The organism is Rhizobium centroccidentale (assembly GCF_030182565.1).
Lineage (GTDB): Bacteria > Pseudomonadota > Alphaproteobacteria > Rhizobiales > Rhizobiaceae > Rhizobium.
Genome location: NZ_JAQJCG010000008.1, coordinates 68,692 through 90,404, shown reverse-complemented (window position 1 = coordinate 90,404; position 21,713 = coordinate 68,692). Strand labels below are relative to the sequence as shown.

At 59.1% G+C, this 21,713-nt stretch carries 20 protein-coding genes; 10 read left to right on the top strand and 10 right to left on the bottom strand.

The genetic code is table 11. The features are described from left to right. The first annotated feature begins 357 nt into the window (after positions 1 to 357). Positions 358 to 1,101: a histidine phosphatase family protein gene (locus PH562_RS12890; protein ID WP_285173486.1), complete on the top strand. Its 744-nt coding sequence runs from the start codon at positions 358 to 360 to the stop codon at positions 1,099 to 1,101. A gap of 78 nt (positions 1,102 to 1,179) precedes the next feature. On the opposite strand, the gene PH562_RS12885 is transcribed toward PH562_RS12890, so the two are convergent. After that, the gene (locus PH562_RS12885; protein WP_285173484.1) at positions 1,180 to 2,223 is read right to left on the bottom strand and encodes an aldo/keto reductase; all 1,044 of its coding nucleotides are present in this window, start codon (positions 2,221 to 2,223) and stop codon (positions 1,180 to 1,182) included. Positions 2,224 to 2,417: 194 nt separating this feature from the next. Between PH562_RS12885 and fabD the strand changes: the two genes are divergently transcribed. From fabD to gmk, 7 genes are all read left to right on the top strand, one after another. After that, a complete protein-coding gene (gene fabD, locus PH562_RS12880) occupies positions 2,418 to 3,362 on the top strand; it encodes an ACP S-malonyltransferase (RefSeq protein WP_285173482.1) in 945 nt (314 codons plus the stop codon). 25 nt (positions 3,363 to 3,387) lie between these two features. Further along, positions 3,388 to 4,125, top strand: coding sequence for a 3-oxoacyl-[acyl-carrier-protein] reductase (gene fabG, locus PH562_RS12875; protein ID WP_047627181.1), 738 nt, complete (start codon positions 3,388 to 3,390; stop codon positions 4,123 to 4,125). A gap of 286 nt (positions 4,126 to 4,411) precedes the next feature. Next, positions 4,412 to 4,648, top strand: a complete 237-nt coding sequence (locus PH562_RS12870) for an acyl carrier protein (protein ID WP_004122114.1) — start codon at positions 4,412 to 4,414, stop codon at positions 4,646 to 4,648. Between the two features lie 114 nt (positions 4,649 to 4,762). Beyond that, positions 4,763 to 6,025, top strand: a complete 1,263-nt coding sequence (gene fabF / locus PH562_RS12865) for a beta-ketoacyl-ACP synthase II (protein WP_113229550.1) — start codon at positions 4,763 to 4,765, stop codon at positions 6,023 to 6,025. 213 nt (positions 6,026 to 6,238) lie between these two features. Further along, a complete protein-coding gene (mltG, locus tag PH562_RS12860) occupies positions 6,239 to 7,453 on the top strand; it encodes an endolytic transglycosylase MltG (protein WP_285173475.1) in 1,215 nt (404 codons plus the stop codon). A 110-nt stretch (positions 7,454 to 7,563) separates the two neighbouring features. Beyond that, positions 7,564 to 8,451, top strand: a complete 888-nt coding sequence (locus tag PH562_RS12855) for a YicC/YloC family endoribonuclease (protein WP_285173473.1) — start codon at positions 7,564 to 7,566, stop codon at positions 8,449 to 8,451. A gap of 3 nt (positions 8,452 to 8,454) precedes the next feature. Beyond that, a complete protein-coding gene (gene gmk, locus PH562_RS12850; protein WP_015339363.1) occupies positions 8,455 to 9,117 on the top strand; it encodes a guanylate kinase in 663 nt (220 codons plus the stop codon). Positions 9,118 to 9,123: 6 nt separating this feature from the next. Here gmk and rsmA read toward each other — a convergent pair whose 3' ends face one another. The 7 genes from rsmA to PH562_RS12815 all read right to left on the bottom strand — a co-directional run bounded on the left by rsmA (position 9,124) and on the right by PH562_RS12815 (position 17,788). Further along, positions 9,124 to 9,951: a 16S rRNA (adenine(1518)-N(6)/adenine(1519)-N(6))-dimethyltransferase RsmA gene (gene rsmA / locus PH562_RS12845; RefSeq protein ID WP_285173471.1), complete on the bottom strand. Its 828-nt coding sequence runs from the start codon at positions 9,949 to 9,951 to the stop codon at positions 9,124 to 9,126. Beyond that, positions 9,951 to 10,976, bottom strand: coding sequence for a 4-hydroxythreonine-4-phosphate dehydrogenase PdxA (gene pdxA, locus PH562_RS12840; RefSeq protein ID WP_285173469.1), 1,026 nt, complete (start codon positions 10,974 to 10,976; stop codon positions 9,951 to 9,953). Before pdxA ends, rsmA begins: the two co-directional genes overlap by 1 nt. Before the next feature lie 6 nt (positions 10,977 to 10,982). After that, positions 10,983 to 11,927, bottom strand: a complete 945-nt coding sequence (locus PH562_RS12835; RefSeq protein ID WP_483315344.1) for a SurA N-terminal domain-containing protein — start codon at positions 11,925 to 11,927, stop codon at positions 10,983 to 10,985. A 309-nt stretch (positions 11,928 to 12,236) separates the two neighbouring features. Then, positions 12,237 to 14,642 (bottom strand): LPS-assembly protein LptD, encoded by a 2,406-nt coding sequence (locus PH562_RS12830; RefSeq protein WP_285173467.1) that lies wholly within the window; start codon positions 14,640 to 14,642, stop codon positions 12,237 to 12,239. Continuing rightward, on the bottom strand, positions 14,643 to 15,728 hold the full coding sequence (gene lptG / locus PH562_RS12825; protein WP_285173465.1) for an LPS export ABC transporter permease LptG: 1,086 nt from the start codon (positions 15,726 to 15,728) through the stop codon (positions 14,643 to 14,645). Further along, the gene (locus PH562_RS12820) at positions 15,725 to 16,903 is read right to left on the bottom strand and encodes an LptF/LptG family permease (RefSeq protein WP_113229557.1); all 1,179 of its coding nucleotides are present in this window, start codon (positions 16,901 to 16,903) and stop codon (positions 15,725 to 15,727) included. Before PH562_RS12820 ends, lptG begins: the two co-directional genes overlap by 4 nt. 102 nt (positions 16,904 to 17,005) lie before the next feature. Beyond that, positions 17,006 to 17,788, bottom strand: coding sequence for a phosphatase PAP2 family protein (locus PH562_RS12815; RefSeq protein ID WP_285173463.1), 783 nt, complete (start codon positions 17,786 to 17,788; stop codon positions 17,006 to 17,008). Positions 17,789 to 17,999: 211 nt separating this feature from the next. Between PH562_RS12815 and PH562_RS12810 the strand changes: the two genes are divergently transcribed. Continuing rightward, positions 18,000 to 19,496, top strand: a complete 1,497-nt coding sequence (locus PH562_RS12810; protein ID WP_285173462.1) for a leucyl aminopeptidase — start codon at positions 18,000 to 18,002, stop codon at positions 19,494 to 19,496. Positions 19,497 to 19,627: 131 nt separating this feature from the next. Then, positions 19,628 to 20,077, top strand: a complete 450-nt coding sequence (locus tag PH562_RS12805) for a DNA polymerase III subunit chi (RefSeq protein WP_285173460.1) — start codon at positions 19,628 to 19,630, stop codon at positions 20,075 to 20,077. A gap of 26 nt (positions 20,078 to 20,103) precedes the next feature. Here PH562_RS12805 and PH562_RS12800 read toward each other — a convergent pair whose 3' ends face one another. Together PH562_RS12800 and PH562_RS12795 are read right to left on the bottom strand one after the other, a co-directional pair. Next, a complete protein-coding gene (locus tag PH562_RS12800; RefSeq protein WP_015339373.1) occupies positions 20,104 to 20,649 on the bottom strand; it encodes a GrpB family protein in 546 nt (181 codons plus the stop codon). 75 nt (positions 20,650 to 20,724) lie between these two features. Beyond that, on the bottom strand, positions 20,725 to 21,648 hold the full coding sequence (locus tag PH562_RS12795) for a Gfo/Idh/MocA family protein (protein WP_285173458.1): 924 nt from the start codon (positions 21,646 to 21,648) through the stop codon (positions 20,725 to 20,727). Positions 21,649 to 21,713 lie beyond the last annotated feature (65 nt).

Genomic DNA, 21,713 nt, shown 5'->3' with positions numbered 1-21,713 from the left:
CGATATTCGGCGGCTAAGCCTCAACGACTGCTCCTGAGAGGGTAAACCCAAGCAAGAAAAGCGTTTCCGAGACGGTCGAGAGCGGAGACACGGGAGGCTGGAACGCTTCCGTTCCGAACGATTCCCCTTGCGGAAAACCGGCCCTCCGTTCAGCCACCAGCCAGAAGACCGGGTTGCGAACAGGGCGGCTTATACGGATTTTTCTCCGAAAGGCAAGGGTACGAGCGAAATTATGCCGTTTTGCCCGAGAGCGGCCTTGATGCTCGGGCCAAATCGCGAACTCCCGTCCGCCGCAGCGTTGCACCCGCCACACTCTCACATATGATGGGATGCGAATTGCAGCAACAGGGATGGTTCATGCGCATCTTTCTCGTTCGGCACGGCGAATCCCTCGGCAATATAGACGATCGGTCCTATCGGCAGTTCGGCGATCATAATGTGCCCTTGACGGAATGGGGCTATCGGCAGGTGCTGGAGGCGGGTGAGGCGATATCAGCCTATCTGAAGGCATTGCCATCAGCCGAATTACGCAAGCTGAGCGTCTGGTACTCGCCCTTCCTGAGGACGCGGCAGAGCAAGGATGCCTTGCTGGAGGTTCTGCCTGCCGAACTCATCGGGGATACCAGAGAGGATTATCTGCTGCGCGAGCAGGATTTCGGCCTCTTCACCGAAATCTACGATCACGCCGAACAGAAGCGGAAATTCCCTGATGAGTTCGAGAAATGGGCCAGGCTGCGCAACAACAACGGCAAATTCTACGCGCGTCCGCCGGATGGCGAAAGCCGCGCCGATGTCGCCCAGCGCGTCCGCCTGTTCCTGCAGACCGTCATGCACGACGCCGAAAACGGCAGAAACAATGTCATCATCGTCGGCCACGGCGTCACCAACAGGGCTTTCGAGATGAACTTCCTGCACCACCCGGTCGATTGGTTCGAGCGCTCCGACAATCCGGGAAATGCCGATGTCACTTTGATCGAAGGACGCAGTTCGGACGGCTATCGGTCGATCCTGCTTCACAAGTCTGCGGACCGTGTGCAAGGACAGGACGAGTTGCGCGGGGCCCATGGTTCCGAATTGGCGATTGCGCCGAAGGCGGAGTAATAGAGTATCTGTCGTGCAGGTTCGGCCCGGTACACCTTATGATGTTGAGGCGCCCTGAAACAGGGCGCTTTTCCAGCCTCACATCGGCATCGGATACTTGCGATGCACCTGCTCGATCTCGGCCAATGCCTCTTCCGGCAGTGTCACATAAGCGGCCGCCACATCGGTCTCGAGCTGCGCCATCGTCGTCGCGCCGATGATAACCGAGGTCATGAAGGGCTTGGTGAGGCAGTAGGCCAGCGCCAGTTTCGACGGGTCGATATCGTATTTGGCAGCGATTTCGAGATAGGCCTTTACCGGTGGCTCCTGCAGCGGCTGCAGGCGGCCACCGATATCGAGATTGATCGAGCCGCGCGAGCCGGCCGGACGGGCGCCGCCGACATATTTGCCGGTGAGGATACCGCCGGCGAGCGGCGAATAGGCGAGCAGCCCAACATCTTCGTGATGCGACAGTTCAGCCAGATCGAGGTCGAAATGGCGGTAGAGGAGGTTGTATTCGTTCTGGGTGGTGGCGACGCGCGGCAGGCCCTTCTGCTCGGCAATCGTCAGATATTTCTGGATGCCCCAGGTCGTCTCGTTCGAGAGGCCGACGGCGCGGATCTTGCCGGCTTTCACCAATTCACCCATCGTTTCCAGGATCTCGGTGATCTCGGCTATGACTTTCTCGCGATCCTGGTTGAAGGGGTTATAACGCCAGTTCTGTCGGAAATGGAAATGGCCGCGGCTCGGCCAGTGAACCTGATAGAGGTCGATATAGTCAGTCTTCAATCGCTTCAGGCTGGCGTCAACAGCTGCATTGATATTGGCGGCGTCCGGACCTTGCCCGCCGCGCAGATATTCGCGGCCCGGGCCGGCGACCTTGGTGGCGAGCACGACATCCTTGCGCTTGCCGCTCTTCTCGAACCAGGTGCCGATATATTCCTCGGTGCGGCCTTGCGTCTCCGGCCCCACAGGCGTTGTCGGATACATTTCGGCGGTATCGAAGAAATTAATGCCCTTCTGGACAGCATAATCCATCTGTTCATGGGCTTCGCCTTCGCTATTCTGTGTGCCCCAGGTCATCGTGCCCAGGCAGATCTGCGAAACGGAAATATCGGTGCGGCCTAATCTCTTATATTTCATGGGAAAACCTTGGGGATGGGAGAAGGTCAAAATGAATGAGGTCGCGCAAATTTAGGCCCGATCTGAGCGAGCGCAAGAAAAAAATCATTGCGCTTCGCAGGCGCAAAAGCCTGTGGCCGCGGGTCTTGCACTATTGACTCCGCTGGAAACAATGTCATTGGGAAGCAAAACGACCCCCAAAAGGACGCTTTATAATGACAGTTGCTTTCACATTTCCCGGCCAGGGCAGCCAAGCCGTCGGCATGGGCAAGGACCTTGCCGACAATTTCGCCGAGGCGCGTGCCGTCTTCGAGGAAGTCGATGAAGCGCTCGGTGAAAAGCTTTCCGACGTCATCTTCAACGGCCCGGAAGACAAGCTGACGCTGACGGCCAATGCGCAGCCTGCGCTGATGGCAGTGTCGATGGCAGTTATCCGTGTACTGCAGGCGCGTGGCCTCGATCTGAAGAGCAAGGTCGCCTATGTCGCCGGTCATTCGCTCGGCGAATATTCCGCTCTCTGTGCCGCCGGCACCTTTTCGCTTGCCGACACGGCGCGGCTTCTCCGTATCCGCGGCAACGCCATGCAGGCGGCCGTGCCCGTCGGCGTCGGCGCGATGGCTGCGATCATCGGCCTCGAACATGCCGATGTCATCGCGGTTTGCGAAGAAGCTTCCACGCTTGGCGCCTGCCAGATCGCCAATGACAATGGCGGCGGCCAGATCGTCATATCCGGCGAGAAGGCTCCGGTCGAAAAGGCTGCCGAGCTTGCGACCGCCAAGGGCGCCAAGCGCGCCATCCTGCTGCCCGTCTCCGCGCCTTTCCATTCCGCATTGATGGCGCCTGCTGCGGACGCCATGCGGGAAGCGCTTGCCGGCGTCGCCAAGACCAACCCGGTCGTGCCTGTTATCGCCAATGTGAAGGCGGCTCCGGTTACCGATGCTGATGAGATTGCGCGATTGCTCGTCGAGCAGGTTACCGGACAGGTGCGCTGGCGCGAGACGGTGGAATGGTTTGCCGCCAACAATGTGACGACATTGTATGAAATTGGCGCCGGCAAGGTGCTGACGGGTCTTGCCCGTCGCATCGACAAGACGGTCAACGGCATCGCCGTCAACAATGCTGCGGATATCGACACGGCGCTCGCCGCATTGCTCGGCTGATATATTCAAGGAACGAGGGACACACATGCTTGATTTGACCGGCCGGAAGGCCCTGGTAACCGGTGCATCCGGTGGCATCGGCGAAGAAATTGCCCGGCTCCTGCACAAGCAGGGCGCCATCGTCGGCCTGCACGGCACGCGCGTCGAAAAGCTCGAGACGCTGGCCTCCGAACTCGGCGATCGCGTCAAGATCTTCCCGGCCAACCTGTCTGACCGCGACGAAGTCAAGGCTCTCGGCGCCAAGGCGGAAGAGGAACTCGGCGGCGTCGATATTCTTGTCAACAATGCCGGCATCACCAAGGACGGCCTCTTCGTGCGCATGAGCGACGAGGACTGGGACGCCGTGCTGGAAGTCAATCTGACCGCCGTCTTCCGCCTGACGCGGGAACTCACCCATCCGATGATGCGCCGCCGCTATGGCCGCATCATCAACATCACCTCCGTCGTCGGTGTGACAGGCAATCCGGGTCAGGCGAACTATTGCGCCTCCAAGGCCGGCATGATCGGCTTCACCAAGTCGCTGGCGCAGGAAATCGCGACGCGTAACGTTACGGTCAACTGCGTTGCTCCCGGCTTCATCGAAAGCGCGATGACGGGCAAGCTGAACGACAAGCAGAAGGAAGCCATCATGGGGGCGATCCCCATGAAGCGCATGGGCACGGGTCAGGAAGTTGCTTCCGCCGTCGCTTATCTCGCTTCCTCGGAGGCGAGCTATGTCACGGGCCAGACGATCCATGTCAACGGCGGCATGGCGATGATCTAAAGGAATTGCTGTTGGGGGGAACTTTCCCGCCAATAGCATGTTGAGCAACCCGGAGCCGGCTATTTTCTGGCTTTGCGACGGACTTAAACCGTGTTAAGCGGGCCATGACTGTGAACAGTCGTCCGGAAAATTCAGGCGGACTGGGCCACATTCAAGGCGCTGGACCGGATCTCAATGCCGGGTTGAACGGGTTTGCCAGCGGCGTCGGAACAGATGCTGCAGGTTTGAATTAGGGTAGGGATGTCACAAGGCATTCTCATCAGGATATAAGGTCGAGGAAACCGACATGAGCGATATCGCAGAACGCGTAAAGAAAATTGTTGTTGATCATCTTGGCGTTGACGCCGACAAGGTTGTTGAAAGCGCAAGCTTTATCGACGATCTGGGTGCGGACTCGCTCGACACCGTCGAACTGGTCATGGCCTTCGAAGAAGAATTCGGCGTTGAAATCCCGGACGACGCTGCCGACTCGATCCTGACGGTCGGCGACGCGGTAAAGTTCATTGAGAAGGCCCAGGCCTAATCTTTCGCGCTTTTTGACGGGGCGGGCTGAAGAGTCCGCCCTATTTCGTCCGGCGCAGCCGGCGGAAACCTATTTATACGCATATCATCATAAAAAGACGGGGGTCTGCGGGCGATGAGACGTGTCGTTATCACGGGTACCGGCATGGTATCACCTTTGGGCTGTGGCACGGAGGTGTCCTGGACGCGTTTGCTCGCTGGACACAACGGTGCACGCCTCGTGACTGAATTCGAGGTCGAAGACCTCGCGGCAAAGATTGCCTGCCGTATTCCTGTCGGCGACGGTACCGACGGCACGTTCAATGCTGACGATTGGATGGAGCCGAAGGAACAGCGCAAGGTCGATCCCTTCATCATCTACGGCATGGCGGCCGCCGATATGGCGCTGGCCGATGCCCACTGGCACCCGGAAACGGACGAGGATCAGATTGCCACGGGCGTCATGATCGGCTCGGGCATTGGCGGCCTCGAAGGCATCGTCGAAGCCGGCTATACGCTGCGCGACAAGGGGCCGCGCCGTATCTCGCCCTTCTTTATCCCCGGACGCCTCATCAATCTCGTTTCCGGTCAGGTCTCGATCCGCCACAAGCTGCGCGGCCCGAACCATGCGGTCGTCACCGCATGCTCCACCGGTGCGCATGCGATCGGCGATGCCGCCCGCCTGATCATGCTCGGCGATGCCGATGTCATGGTAGCAGGCGGTGCCGAAGCTCCGGTCTGCCGCATTTCGCTTGCGGGCTTTGCTGCGTGCAAGGCGCTGTCGACGGACTTCAACGATACGCCGCAGAAGGCCTCGCGCCCCTATGACCGCGACCGTGACGGCTTCGTCATGGGCGAGGGCGCCGGTGTCGTCGTTCTCGAAGAACTGGAGCACGCCAAGGCGCGCGGTGCCAAGATCTACGCCGAAGTCGTCGGCTACGGCCTCTCGGGCGACGCGCATCATATCACGGCTCCGTCCGAAGACGGCGAAGGCGCTTTCCGCTGTATGACATCGGCTCTGAAGCGCGCCGGCCTGACGCCTGATGATGTCGACTACATCAATGCCCATGGCACATCGACCATGGCCGATACGATCGAACTCGGCGCTGTCGAGCGGCTGGTCGGCAATGCCGCCTCACGGATTTCCATGTCGTCCACCAAGTCGGCGACGGGCCATCTTCTTGGGGCTGCCGGCGCTATCGAAGCGATCTTTGCCACGCTCGCCATTCGCGACAATGTCGCCCCGCCGACGCTCAATCTGGACAACCCGGAGCGCGAGACCGCCATCGATCTCGTTCCGCACAAGGCCCGCAAGCGCGAAATCAACGTCGCGCTGTCGAACTCCTTCGGCTTCGGCGGCACGAATGCGTCGCTTGTCCTGCGCCGTTATGAGGCTTAATAACAACGCGTAACTGTTGGGGTGAGGGTGCCTTGTGGCAATCTCGCCCGCATCCTTGATTGTTGCTGCGCCTTCGTCTTTCTCGGGAATGTGGTGCGGGAACGCCTGATCGGTCGAAGTCGGAGCCTGGAGTTCCGCCTTATCTTCTGAACCTGCTTTTTGCCGCATTGCTTGGCCAAAGAGCAGGCAATCACAAAAAGGAAGGGATTGCCGGTGAGCGATACGAACCAGAGCAACGGAACTCCGAATGGGCAGAAAGGGCCGATTATCCCGAAATCGGCGAATGAAGCCCTGCGTCCGGAGCGTGTTCCGGATCCGCCGAAGCGTTCGCGCAAAGCCCGCAGCCAAATGGTCATCTTCCTGAACTTTCTGATGACGCTTGCGGTTTTCGTCGCCGTTGTCGCCGTCGGCGGAGCCTATTATGCGTTTTCGATCTATCAGGGTCCCGGTCCTCTGACGACCAACACCAATTTCATCGTGCGCAATGGTGCTGGCCTTAGCGAGATCGCCAACCGTCTGGAATCCAATAACATCATCACGGATCAGCGCATCTTCCGCTGGCTGACGGCCAGCTATCTGCATGATGGTGAAACCCTTCGCGCCGGCGAATACGAGATCAAGGCCGGCGCTTCCATGAAGGACATCATGGAGTTGCTGAAGTCCGGCAAGTCGATCCTTTATTCGGTGACTTTGCCGGAAGGGCTTACGGTGCGGCAGATGTTCAACAAGCTGCAGGCCGATGTCGTGCTGGAGGGCGATCTGCCGTCGGCTCTGCCGCCGGAAGGCAGCCTGAGGCCGGACACCTATAAGTTCACACGCGGTACCAAGCGCACCGAAATCATTCAGCAGATGGCAGCGGCACAGGCCAAGCTGGTCGATCAGATCTGGGAAAAGCGCGATTCGAGCGTTCAGCTGGCGAACAAGCAGGATTTCATCACGCTGGCTTCCATCGTGGAGAAGGAAACCGGCCTGGCGGACGAGCGCGCCCATGTCGCTTCCGTCTTCCTGAACCGGTTGGGCAAGGGCATGCGCCTGCAGTCCGACCCAACGGTCATCTACGGCCTCTTCGGTGGTGAAGGAAAACCGTCCGATCGCCCCATCTATCAGTCCGACCTGAAGAAGGACACGCCTTATAATACCTATCTCATCAAGGGCTTGCCGCCGACGCCGATCGCAAATCCGGGCAAGGACGCTCTGGAGGCGGTCGCCAACCCCTGGAAGACGCAGGACCTGTATTTCGTGGCGGATGGCACCGGCGGACATGTCTTTGCCGCGACGCTGGACGAGCACAATGCCAATGTCAAACGCTGGCGCAAGCTGGTTGCCGAGAAGGGCGAAGACCCCAGTGCCATTGCCGTGGATGGTCAGCCGGACGATGCTGCCATAGCCCCCGGTTCGGGCGCGCAGCAGAAGAAGAAGACCAACTAATCCTCACCGCGCCGAGGTCAGCATAGAGAGCCCGGCGCGGATTCACTTTACATTGATCCGTAATCCGAAGATTTTCGATGGATTGGGGATAGGAACTATCGGAGGCTTGCATGGCGTTGCAGTCCATGACCGGCTTTGCCCGGCGTGAGGGAACGAGTGGTCGTGGCCGCTGGGCATGGGAGCTGCGTTCCGTGAACGGCAAGGGATTGGACGTTCGTCTGCGCCTGCCGCCAGGCCTGGAGCGCCTAGAGACTGATGTCCGCAAGTCGATCGCGGATCGGCTCACGCGAGGCAACCTGCAGGTCAGCCTATCTCTTTCCATCGAAGAGAGTCGCGTTGAGGTCGTCGTGAATCAGGATGCGCTGGCGGCCGTCTTGGCGCTACGCGATCAGCTAGTCGGCATCGTCGATCCCGCGCCGCTGCGGCTGGAAAGCCTGATGGCCGTGCGCGGTCTCGTGGAGTTCAAAGAGACCGAGGAAGACGAAGAGGTGGTTGCCGCGCGCGACGCCGATATCATGGCGGGCCTTGAGGCGGCGCTCGGTGATCTCCGCGATATGCGCCAGCGGGAAGGCGATGCACTCGGCAAGGTTCTGCTTGGTCATGTCGCGACGATCGAGACGCTGACATCGACGGTCGAGCGTGATCCCTCCCGTTCGCCGCAAGAAATTGCCGCGAGACTGGCGGCGCAGGTTTCGATGCTTCTGGACGGCTCGTCCGGCCTCGACCGCGACCGGCTGCATGCAGAAGCTGCCCTTCTCGCCACCAAGGCCGATCTGCGCGAGGAAATTGATCGTCTGAAAGCGCATGTGGCGGCTGCGCGCGATCTGATATCCAAGGGCGGCCCCGTCGGCCGCAAGCTCGATTTTCTTGCACAGGAATTTAACCGGGAATCGAATACCATCTGTTCGAAATCGAATGCAGCGGCCGTGACTGCCGCCGGCATCGAGCTGAAAGTGGTAATCGACCAGTTCCGCGAACAGGTCCAGAATTTGGAGTAGGCCATGAAGCCGGCGACATCCACATCCATTCCGATCGCCCGTCGGGGACTGATGCTTGCCATCTCCTCGCCCTCAGGCGCCGGCAAGTCGACGATCGCGCGCACATTGCTCGATAAGGACAAGCAAGTCAGCCTGTCGGTGAGTGTTACCACCCGGCAGCGTCGCCCGAGCGAGATCGAAGGCGTGCACTATCATTTCGTCTCGCAGCGCGAATTCGAGCGTCTACGCGATTCCGACTCCTTGCTCGAATGGGCCGAAGTGCACGGGAATTTCTACGGCACGCCGCGCGAGCCCGTTGAGACCGCGATGGCGGAAGGCCGCGACATGCTCTTCGACATCGATTGGCAGGGCGCCCAGCAGCTGCAGGAGAAGATGCCGGCTGATGTCGTTTCCATCTTCGTGCTGCCGCCGACCATGACAGAGCTGCAGTCGCGCCTGCATCGCCGCGCAGAGGATTCCGAAGAGGTCATCGCTATGCGTCTCGCCAACTCCCGGGCCGAGATCGCTCACTGGCGCGAATATGACTATGTCATCGTCAATGACGATCTGAACGTTGCTTTCGATGCCGTTCAGTCGATCGTCAAGGCCGAGCGCCTGCGCCGTGACCGTCGGCACGGCATGTTCGATTTCGTTCGGGACTTGCTGGAAGAGACGCCGAAGCTGTAAAGCGGGTTATAAGCAATTCGCCAGCCGGCAGAATTCTTCCACCGAAAGCGTTTCGGCGCGGCGCTGCGGGTCGATATCGGCCTTCAGCAAAAGCGCTTCGCCGCCAAGCGGCTTCAAGCTCTGGCGCAGCATCTTGCGGCGCTGGCCGAAGGCGGCCTGGGTCACCTTCTCCAGCTTGTCGACGGCGCAGGGAATAGGGTTTTCCTTCGGCGTCAGATGCACCACGGTTGAGGTCACCTTCGGCGGGGGCGTGAAGGCCTGCGGAGATATGTCGAACGCCATGTGAGCCAATGTCCGCCAGCCGCAGAGCACGCCAAGTCGGCCATAATGATCGTCACCCTCCTGCGCGACGATCCGCTGGCCGACTTCCTTCTGGAACATCAGCGTCAGGGATTGCCAGAAGGGCGGCCACCGCGGCGGCAGAAGCCAGTTCACCAGCAGCTGCGTCCCGACATTATAAGGCAGATTGGCGATGATCTTGACCGGTCCTTGCGGGGCAAGGGCGGCGAAATCCGTCTTCAGCGCATCGCCTTCGATCACCTCGAGCCGGCCCGGATAGTGATCGGCGATTTCCGCCAGCGCCGGCAGGCAGCGCGCATCACGTTCGACCGCGATGACCTTGGCCGCCCCGAGCGCCAGGATGGCGCGCGTAAGACCGCCCGGTCCAGGGCCAACTTCGAAGACGGTGACGCCCTCGAGTGATCCGGCTGTGCGCGCGACCTTCTGGGTGAGATTGAGGTCGAGAAGGAAGTTCTGTCCAAGCGCTTTGCGCGCGTCGAGGCCATGGCGCTGGATTACATCGCGAAGGGGCGGCAAGCCATCGAGAGCGGCCATCAGGGATTGTTTCCGGTCTTGCTGCTGATTTTGCTGGCCAGCTTGAGCGCAGCGACAAGGCTGTCTTCCTTGGCAACACCCTTGCCGGCGATGCCGAAAGCCGTGCCGTGATCCGGAGACGTGCGGACAAAGGGTAAGCCAAGTGTGACATTGACGGAATCGTCGAAGCCGAGCGCCTTGGCCGGGATCAAGGCCTGATCGTGATACATGCAGATTGCGACATCGTAACGTCGGCGAGCGTCGTCATGGAACATGGTGTCGGCGGGCAGGGGGCCGAATGCGTCGATGCCCTCGGAGCGGAGCCTGTCGATCCCCGGCCGGACGATTTCGTCGTCCTCCTTGCCGAGCGCGCCATTCTCTCCGGCATGCGGATTGAGGCCGGCAACCGCAAGGCGCGGCTTGGAGATACCGAAACGGACGCGGAGGTCGTGATCGGTGATCCGGCAGGTTTCGACGATCAGATCGGAGGTCAATGATTCAGGCACCTCCCTCAGCGGAATATGGATGGTGACTGGGATCGCGCGAAGCTTCGGACCGGCAAGCAGCATGACCGGCATGACCGGCTTTCCAGTGGCGCGCGTTGCAAGGTCGGCCAGGAATTCCGTATGGCCGGGAAAGCCGAAACCGGCGTCATAGAGCACCGATTTGGCGATCGGATTGGTGACGACTGCGGATGTCTGGCCGCTCATGCTGAGGGAAACGGCCTTTTCGATGGCGGCAATCGTGCCTTTTGCGGTCGCTACATGCGGCTCGCCGGCGATGACATCCATGCCAGCTTCGATGGGCAGGATCGGCAGCGCATCGGGAAAGATATCGCACGCATTCGCCGGATCGGCGGCCGCAAGCGGTACGGTCAGGCCGAGCTGAGAAGCCCGTGCCGCAAGCATGGCGGCATCGCCGAGAAACAGGAAGGGGGGCAGATCCAGCTCGCCGCGGCGAAGCCAGGCGGCGAGCGTGATATCGGGGCCTATGCCAGCCGGATCCCCCTGTGTGAGCGCAAGGGGGAAGGAAGCGCGCGGTGGCATCGTCAATCAGCGATAGACGATCTGCGCCTTGGAACGCAGTTCATCCATGTATTTCTTGTCATTGGCGCTCACACCCGTTGCCTTGTCCTTGCCGATATCCTCGGCACGGAATACGGCAGCGGCGGCAACGTCGTCATTGACCTGGCGCTGCGAGCAAATGGCAACATATTCGACGCCACGATCGGTCACGATTGGAGCGGTGGTGTTGCCGGATGCTTTTTCCAGCAGCGGCTTCCACATTTCCGGTACTTCCGGTGCAAGGACGCGGCCAAGGTCCTGGACGGAGACGTCACGCATGGTCGCGGCGAAGACCTTTGCCTGGTCGCAGCCCGGGAACTTCGACCGCGACGCTTCGGCTTCTGCCTTGCGCTGGTTTAGAATGGCGTTCCGCTTCGCAGCCGGTACGACGAAGACGATCTGCTTCAGGAAATACTCGGTCGTAACGGGCTTTGTCTTGTTTTCCGTCATGCGGGTCACGAGATCGTCGTTCGACATCCGGCTTTTTGCGCCGAAGCGTGCATTGACGACCCGCGGCCAACTCATGGATACGGCGATATAAGACTTGAAATGATCAACGCCAACGCCGGCCTTTTCCAGAATCTGGCTGAGCTGCGCCGGTGTCATCTTGTTGCTGGAGGCGAAGCGCCCGAAGGCGGCATCGACGTCCGTCGTCGAAACGGACATGCGCAGGCGGGAGATCTCCGCGCGCTTCAGCGTTTCGTCGACAAGCTGCTCCTTGGCGAGCTTGTTCAGATCGCCCTTCTGGCGCTGCAACTTGAGAAAGGCGACGCGCTTGGCAATATCGCCGGATGTGATCACCTGGCTATTGACGAGGACCTTCACTTCGCTTGCTGCGAAAGCAACATCGCTGCTCGGCACGGCGAAGCTTGCCATAACCAAGACCGCGGCTCCGAACAACAGAGCGCGCATCGGTGTCTTTCCAGAAAACATCAATTACCCCTTCCCAAAGGTATTTCCCGCCAGCATTGCGCCGTTTTGCTATGCCTGTCGCGCAATACGGCAACTTTGCGCCACATGTCTACATCAAGCGCGATGAATTGCAAAATCCTTGCGGCGAAACAATGACACGACAGCGCCGCGCGTCACATGTGACTCGCAAAGGTCGTTGCAGTATTTTAAATCTGCCGCGTAATTCCTTAAATCGATCCAGATTTAAGGAATTACGCGGTAGGCAGCGGCCAACCGCATGCATGCAAAAGAGCCGGCGATGAAGCCGGCTCTCTGCAGTTTCGATTCAGATCAGAACGTTGCGTCCTGGACGCTGCCAAGGTTGACGTCGCCAAGCGTACGGAAGGTCAGGCGAGCGCCGATCGACCAATTGCTTGCCGAGCTGGCTGTCGAATCCTTCTTGTCGAGGAATGACACGGTAAAGATCGTGCATTCGTCCTCGTAGGAAAGACCGACGCCCTGGCGAGTGATCTCACTGCTGTTGAGATCATAGCTGACCGTGCCGAAGACGGACCAGTATTCCTTGAACTTGATCTGCGCGCGCGACTGGATTTCGTCCTGATTGCTGGTGAAACCATATTGCGGCTGGGCCGCAATATGCGTGTAGATCAAGGATGTCTGGAACACATCGTTCGAGAAGCCGACGGATGTATCGCCACGCTTGAAAGCAAAATCCTTTTGATCGAAGCGATAGGATGTCGCGAGCGAGATACCTTGGGGTGTCGTCAGACCGAACATGGTAACGTAGTCAGAACGGGTGGTTTCAAGTCCCGAATCCGAACCGACTCCGGCCAGATCGTCCGTCGCAAACGAGTTGCGTCCAGCGAGCTGATAGGACTGTCCGAAAATATGCTGCAGTTTGTAACCGCTGTCGAAGCTGGCCGTGTACCGCCACCCGACGTTCGCGCGTGTACCACCCTCGATGCGATCGAAGCCCGAGAACTTGTCACGATCGAAGAGATTGGTGGCGTCGAAAACGAAGCTCTGTGCATCTTCATTCGGCAACCGACCGGCAAGCTGCTCGTCCGGCCGCACATAGATCTGCGCGATCGGCTCGAACACGTGCGTGCTGTTGTTTGTCGTGATCAGGAACGGGTATTTGGCTTCGAGCCCAGCCGTGACCATGCCACGGGCGGCATAATCGCTGGTGTCGTAATTGCCTGGATAGCTGAACGATGCGCCGAAGGAGTTGGGCGAATTCATGTCCAGACCATAGACGTCACCGCGCGCCGCCGCCAACGGCGTCAGCACAAGGCCTTCATCGGTCGTAAAGGTACGCTGCCACTGCAGTTCGGTGCTCAAGCGCGTATAGTCGCCGGAGAGGCCGAGGAAGCGGTCGTTCAAGTTGGCGTCGCCAAGATTGCCTACGTTGTCGAGTGCGGATGTCTTCTCGCGCGACAGGTGCGTGAAGTTCATCGTTGCCGAGAGCTCGCCGCCGTAAACCGACTTCGGGTCGACATAGTGATAGTCGATGCTCGGATAGACATATGCCTGCTGCTTCTGCGCCGTAGCGTTATTGTCTGTGTCCTGCACGTTATAGTAGAAGGCGCGCATATCGAAGAAATTGCGCTTTCCGATGCCTGTCAGATAGGCCTGGTTGGTATGGGTGCTCTGGTTGAGACCATCCAGGCCATAGGTGCGCGAGAAGTTATTATCGCTCTGCGCCATGACATCCCAGCCGAACGTCCAGCGAGGATTGATCCTGAAATCCGCCTTGGAGCTGATCATGCCGCGCGTCTTGTGCTCGGCATCGGTCGTACCGGCCGTGAAGGCGTCCGGATTCATCTGGCTGATGCCGGCGACACGCAGCGTGTGGGTTCCGTTCTCGAAGCGCTGGCGGAATTCACCCTCGAGCAACAATCCCTGATTGCTAAAACCCGTGGCGGTGACTGTCGCGTCCATGCTCGGCGAGATGACGTAGTAGTACGGAACCCTTACGCCAACGCCGAGACGCTGCGAAACGCTCACGGACGGAAACAGGAAGCCGGACTTGCGCTTGACCGTATTGTCGGGAACCGTGACCCACGGAACATAGGCGATCGGCAGGCCGAACAGCTCGAAGCGGGCATGCTCCAGACGGATCGTGTGCGTCACGCCATTCTGAACGACGCGCTGGGCCTTGACCTGCCACAGCGGCGCACGGCCCTGTTCCGAGCAGGCCATGCAAGCCGTATAGACGCCCTTCGTGAGAATCAGCTGATTGCCGCCGACCCGTTCGCCCTTTTCGGCGACCATGCGGGTGTTGTCAGGCATCTCGATGCGAAGGGCGTTGACGAAGCCGTCGGAGAAGCTGTCGGTGACGTCCATTTTGTCACCGTACATGCGATTGCCGTCCGGGGTGATCAGCTCGACATTGCCGAGAGCCGTCATCCGCCCGGACTTCTGATTATATTCGACCTTCTGGGCGACCATCCTGTAGCCGCCATAGTTGATCTGGACCGCACCGCTCGCGGTGACGATCTGTGTATCCTTGTTGTAGACCAGTTCGTTGGACGAAAGGACTAGCTTTGCGCCTTCCGGCACCTTCACCTTGATAGGAGAGGTTGCAGCGCCGGCGCCGCCATTGTTGCTGTTGGCATTATTATTATTGACCTGGGCGTAAGCGACGACCGGGCTCAAAATATATGCACACGCGGCCGTGCCCGTAACGAGGGCAGCCACATACTTTCTGATACTCTTGCGGTTGCCTGCCGCCACTTAGCCGTCCTCCTGATGAAGCAGGATCGTTGCTCCGAATGCCAATGCGACGATCACGGGTATCCATGCCGCCACGTAGGGAGGAACCACTCCGCTGCTCCCGAATGCCTTTACAAGCACGGTGACAACATAAAGCACGAAGCCGGAGAGGATTCCACCCAGAATCACAGAGCGCGATTGATTGAATCTACTGAATTTTAGGGACACGGTTGCCGCAATCAGAGTCATTGCCACAAGAAGGAATGGCTGTGACAGCAGCGAATGAAACTGTGTCTCAAGTGCGTTGGTCGAGATGCCGAAGGAGCGTGCGACCTTTATTCGATTAGAAAGATCATAAAAAGCAATGGTTTCCGGTTGCGCCAAACGTTGTGAGACGAAATCCTGTTTCAGATTCGTACGGACCTGTATCGAATTTTTGTGATCCGGAATTTCGCCCGGCCGCCGTTCGACGACATTGTTAAGAAGCCAGTAACCATCTTCCAACTTTGCCGACTCCGCATCCTGTCGCAGGACGATATTTCCCTGTGAATCGAAGTGGATAAACACGACGCCCGTCAGTGTCGTACCGTTGTTCAGAATGGCCTTTGCACCAATGATCGTGTCGTCTTTTCCGTTGGACTGGCGCAGCCACGGGATCGAAAGTGTATTGCGATAGGACGGGTCGCCGCGCAGATCGGCTTCGATCGCTTCGGCATGTCGCTGGCCCCATGCCGCTATCGGATTGAGGGCAAGCATGGTCAGAAGCCCGACGCTGAAAGCGCCCATCAGGAAGGGCGTCATGAACTGCCAGACGGAGATACCGGCCGCGCGCGCGATAACCAGCTCGCGTCGGCGATTGAGCGCGATCAGTACGGTCATGCCCACGAAGAGCGCGATGAACGGTACCGTCTGCTGCAGGATGAATGGCAGTCTGACCGCCGTCATCAGCAAGCCGACGGAGACGGTATATCCGGGCAGACCGGCAAGCCGTCCGGCGGTCTCGCTGAAATCGACGAGATAAACGATCGAGAGGACGCCAAGGAAGAACCAGAACGTCGTCACGATGTAACGCGTGAAGAAGTAGCGCCCGAGCGTGCCGAATATCATGCACCGCCCCCGTTCGAGCTGCCTGGTGCAGTCGGCATGCGGTCCTGAACTCTTTGCCGCCAGTTACTGAGGCGGTTACGGATCGAGACGGGCATCGTCATCTTCCGGTTCCGCAGCAAGAGGATGATCGCGATAAGCGCCGCGATGATATTGATCCCGTAGAGAACGCCGATGAATTTGGCTGAATGGTCGATCTGGTTGGCAGCGTAGAAATCTGCCCAGCGCAACGCGAAGGATAGGGTCAGCGCCGACACCATCGGATGCAGCCGTGCCTCACGATGTGATCGCGCGTCACCGGCGATCACCAACGATATCAGCGCAAAGATTGCCGGCAGCGCCCAGTCGTTGAGGCGGCGATGCAATTCGGCGCGGTAATCGCCAGCTCTTTGTTTGTAGTCCGGATCGTTCGTATCCGGATTGAACAGGAAACCAAGGCTGCGGTCGCTGGCACGGGCATTTGCTTGGCCGCGGCTTTGCGTCATATCCGACAGGTCGAAGGAATAGGAATCGAACTTGATGACCGAAACGCTGCCATCGGGCGTTTTGCGGTGCACCTCGCCATCCTTCATCAGCAGCGACGTGCCGCTCGGATCGACGGCACCTTCCTTCGCATAATAGATGAGATCAAAGGCCGGGTCGCGGGAATCGACCACGAACAACCCCTTCAGGATTCGTCCCGACAGGCGCTGCGAGATCTGCACATAGAGCCCATCCTCGATGCGCCGGAAGTTCTTCTCTTCGATCACGGTGGACAGAAGATCTGCATATGCCTCGGCCACCATCTGGCGGGCGGCGACACGCGCTCTCGGCTCGACGACATTGTCGACGAAAAAGGAGAATACGCTGATCGCAATGGCGAGAATCATGATCGGGCGGATGATGATGCTGCGCTTCGCGCCGGCAGCCTCCATGACCGTGAGCTCGGAATCGCTGTTCATCGCCGTCAGGGTCTGCGTGATGCCGATGACGAGTGCGAAGGGCAGAACGATCGGAATGATCGTCGGCAGGATGAGCGTCGCGAGCTTTGCGAACGATCCCATCGACTGGCCGCTATCGGTCACGAGATTGATGCGTTGCAGGACCTGGGTGGTCCAAATAATGGCGAGCACCGGCAGCAGCGCTACCAGGAACATCATACCGACACGCCGTACGATATATGTCTCGAATAACTTCATGCCGGCCCTTAAACGCAACAGCTGCCGAACGAGCCGACAGAGATTCACCCTCCTCTACGCTGTTTACGTTTTTTTGGCGACAACCAACTCGAAAAAAATTCGTTAATTTCCGGAGATTCTTCTGTCGTGTGTCGTTTGGGATAAAGCGAGCAGCGCGGCGAATACGACAAGCGACGAAAGCCAGCCGAGGACGGCATCGGAGAGATAGTGTGCGCCAAAGGCTACTCTAAGTGCCGGAATCAGCAGCGAAACTGCCGCGATCGGCAGGGCAGCCGCCGATCGGAACGGCTGCGGAATGATGAGGATCAGACAGAATAGCCAGCCAGCCGCTGCCGCTTCGCCCGAGATGAAGGAACAGTTGCTGACACATTTGCCGGCGAAGGATCCGGCATGCACGAAATCGAGCGTGCCGCCGAAGAGATCGGTCTGCCGTGGCCGGGGGCGCCCGGAGAAGCCTTTCAGCCATAGATTGACGATCAGCACAGGGCCTAGGAGCAGAGAGCCCAGTGCAACCTTGAGATTGCGGGCTCTGAGCGCGTTGAAGGTCGCGCCATGATCCTGCCAGCATCTGAGAAGCATCCAGAGCAGCAGAAAGGCGACGACATAGGGGAGTTGAAAGAAGATTTCCCTCAACAGGCGCATGTGCTGATCGCTGCTATAAGGAAAAGTGCCGCAGATCTGATCGGGCCTGGTGCTTCCAAGGCATTGCTGCGGTTGGAAGAACATGTTTGCGACGCCGAGATCGATCTGTGGAAAAAGGGAAAACAGACCCAGCAAAGCCCACCAGAGACAGAAGAGAGCGATGAAGGCATCACCTGCCGTGCGCGGTCGTAGAATCTCTGGAAAGCGATCTTCGCGATTGAGGCTGTTGAAATCTATGATCAAGGCGGCTTTCCGACAAGAATTGTGCCGCCGAGGCGGCTAAAACACCATCGCGTGCAGCCTACTCGCACTAAATGACAGGGATTTGAAGCCGCTGACCGCCATTATCGCCATATATAAGGAATGCTGCGCCAAACGCTTGTATTCCTTAGTCAGACCTTGAATGATGGTTGTGCAAAGTTCTCTCACTACGACGCATATTATCGGAGCAGAAATGTCTGTGAAATTCGAGATTTCCTTCGCCAAGTCGGCTCGTCTCAGCGGCGGTCTGGCCATTCTCCTGAAAGGCACGGACAGTGAGCTGCCGGCTGGTGCCGAGAGCGCCGATCCGGCGAATGTTTTCGCCAAGGCGGCGCCGGTATCCGGCTTCAAGAGCAAAGCGTTGAGCAGTTTGGATATCATCGCCCCCGAGGCCTCGCCCGTCGACCGGATCATCGTCATCGGTGCCGGTAAGGCCAAGGGCCTGACCGCGCACGACTGGCTGAAGCTCGGCGGGACCGCAGCTGCAAAAATCCGCAATACGGAGAAGGTGGCGATCTTCATCGATGCGCCTGCCGTCGAGGTTGGCGCCAAGCAAGCAGCCGATTTTGCCTTGGGCATGCTGTTGCGCGCCTATAGTTTCGATACCTACAAGACGAAGAAGGGCGATGAGGACGAGAAGGGTGCCTCCCGCAAGGCGGTGAAGGTGACGATCGTCACCCAGGAAGCGGCAGCTGCCAAGAAGCTATATGCGACCTCCGAAGCCGTGGCTGGCGGCGTGATTCTCGCGCGCGATCTCGTCAACGAGCCGCCGAATGTTCTCGGGCCTGTCGAATTTGCGGCGAAGGCCAAGGAATTGGAGAAGCTCGGTGTCGAGATCGAGATCCTGACAGAGCGCGAAATGCGCCGGCTCGGCATGGCGGCTTTGCTGGGCGTCGCGCAAGGTTCGGCCCGGCCGCCGCGGCTGGTGGTCATGCAATGGAAGGGCGGCAAGGCGAAGGACAAGCCGGTCGCCTTCATCGGCAAGGGCGTCGTCTTCGACACCGGCGGCATTTCCATCAAGCCGGCTGCCGGCATGGAGGAGATGAAAGGTGACATGGGCGGTGCGGCAGCCGTCACCGGCCTCATGCATACGCTTGCCGCACGCGAAGCCAAGGTAAACGCCATCGGCGTCATCGGTCTTGTGGAAAACATGCCCGACGGCAATGCACAGCGCCCGGGCGATATCGTCACCTCCATGTCCGGCCAGACGATCGAGATCATCAATACGGATGCCGAGGGCCGGCTCGTTCTCTGCGATGCGCTCTGGTACACCAATGACCGCTTCAAGCCTCAGCTCATGATCAACCTGGCGACGCTGACCGGAGCAATCCTTGTCGCGCTCGGCAACCTGCAGGCTGGCCTGTTCTGCAATGACGACAAGTTGGCAGGCGAACTGACGGCGGCAGGTCTTGCGACCGATGAGCGACTGTGGCGCATGCCGCTTGGCAAAGACTACGACAAGATGATCGACAGCAAGTTCGCCGATATGAAGAATACCGGCGGCCGCCATGCCGGCTCGATCACCGCTGCCCAGTTCCTGAAGCGCTTCGTCGGCGACACGCCCTGGGCCCATCTCGATATCGCCGGCACGGCGATGGGTTCGGTTCAGGACGAGATCAACCAGTCCTGGGGTTCCGGGTTCGGCGTGCGCCTGCTCGATGAACTGGTCCGAGCCAATTACGAATCGTGACCGGCCGGATTTGCAAGATAGAGCCTTTCCGCTTTTCTTCGAATCGCGAAAACGCTCTATCCTTTTGGTGACGCAATTCCGAACGGAAAACCGCTTCGCACTTTTCCTGGAATTGCTTTAGAAGAGGCGCCATGACCGACGTTCTCTTCTATCATCTGACGGAATCGAAACTTGAAGACGCCCTGCCGCCGCTGATCGACAAGAGTGTCGAACGTGGCTGGCAGGTCGCCGTGCAGATGCGTGAGCCGGCACGGCGCGATCTCCTCGATAGCCATCTATGGACCTATCGCGAGGACAGCTTTTTGCCGCATGGCACCGATGAAGGGGAAATGGCTGACCAACAGCCGGTGCTGCTGACCATTTCCTCTGACAATATCAATAACGCCACGGTGCGTTTCTTCATCGACGGCGCCGAGGCAACGGATGTCGGAGCTTATCAGCGCGTCGTGCTGATGTTCGACGGCTATGATCAGGAACAGTTGGAAAGCGCGCGCGCCCAATGGAAACGCCTGAAGGGCGAGGGGCATAATCTCACCTATTGGCAGCAGACGCAGGACGGCCGGTGGGAGAAGAAGGCCTGACCTTTCCCCCGTCGTGAAGAGCAGCTTTACGCGCCTTCCGACAGGATCTTCTGGATGAAATCCTTCTTCGCCGCCGTATAGGACGCGCGATCATTGGCATATTTTGCCGCCAGTTCGATCTTCAGTGCCTCATAGGCATGCGCAAGATCCGGTTCCCTACGCAACCGGTCGCGAAAGATCAGGAAGTTGCGCCAGGTCGGGCCGCCATATTCGACCACATGCACGAGGTGCGTGCGCGTATCCCCTTGAATGTCACGGCCGAAAATATGGTCGTCCGGTACGATATTGCTGCCGGCATAGACGTAGCCGATGGAGGCCATCGGCTCGACACAGGCAAGCCCATCCTCGAACCGCCGCACGCCGACGGCGATATCTATGATCGGCTTGGCTTTTATCGTTGGGATCGAGGTGCTGCCGAAATGCTGGACATCGACGGCAAGGTCTCCGAGAGCCTTGCGAATGGCAGCTTCCTCCAGCAAATAGGCTTCGTGCCAGCTCTGGTTCGGGTCGGCGAGTTTGACGGATTTGTTGCCGACGCCGAGGCCAAAAGATTGTTCATGCTCCGATGCCATAGGCATCTCTCCAGTGAAGACGATGCGCCACGCTAGCACGCCGCGGGCGGCATTGTCTTCACCGGGAAAGCCTCATCAATCGTAAAATGCTTCAACGAATTTGCGCTTGCCCAGCATGAAGGCATCGGCGACGTGGCGCAGCGGCGAAAGATCGACATCGGATGTCCCTGCTTTGACGATCTCGGCAAAGCGGCGATAGAGCGAGGGATATTCGGCCTCGGGCGCCGAGAATGTGAGCTCGCCATTGACGGAAAGCTTGGAGCCGCCTTCGGCAAGAAGCATCTGGCCGGCATCCGTCTCGGCGACGATATCCCAGCTCTGCTTGCCCGTCTGGCGCCAGTCGAATTCGGCGCGGACAGGAAGGCCGGTTCCGCTCTTGAAGTGCAGGTCGGCGGCGATCGGCGAATCGCGGTTTTCAGGGAATTCGAGTGTCGCGCCGGTCAGGAAGAGCGGTGGCAGGATGTGGGTGACGATCGACAGCGCATTGATGCCCGGATCGAAGACGCCGAGCCCGCCGGCCTGCCATATCCATTCCTGGTTCGGATGCCAGTGGCGAACATCCTCCTTCCAGATCACGTGAGCACTGCGGATATTGGTGCTGGCGAGGAAGCTCTTTGCCGCCTCCACTGCCGGGGCATAGCGCGAGTGCCAGCTGGCAAAGAGAGATACGCCCTTGGCCTTGGCGAGGTTTTCGAGGTCGGCGACTTCGCTCAGCGTCGCACCCGGCGGCTTTTCCATGAAAACGTGCTTGCCGGCTAAGAGTGCCTTGTAGGCGGCTTCATAACGATATTGCGGCGGCATGCAGAGAGAAACGGCATCGATGTCAGGCACGGCATCCAGCATGGCTTCGATCGTGGTGAAGGCCGGAATTCCGTCAACGGTGCCGTGACGGCTTGCGGTGGCGATCAGTTTGAAATCCGCGTTGTTCGCGATGGACGGAAGATGCTGGTCGCGGACGATCTTGCCGACACCGACGATAGCGAGGTTGATGGGGGACATGGATGTCTCTCGATTAGTATGATTATTGAAGCGATCTTTATCAGAATGCCTGATGTGGGCAAGGG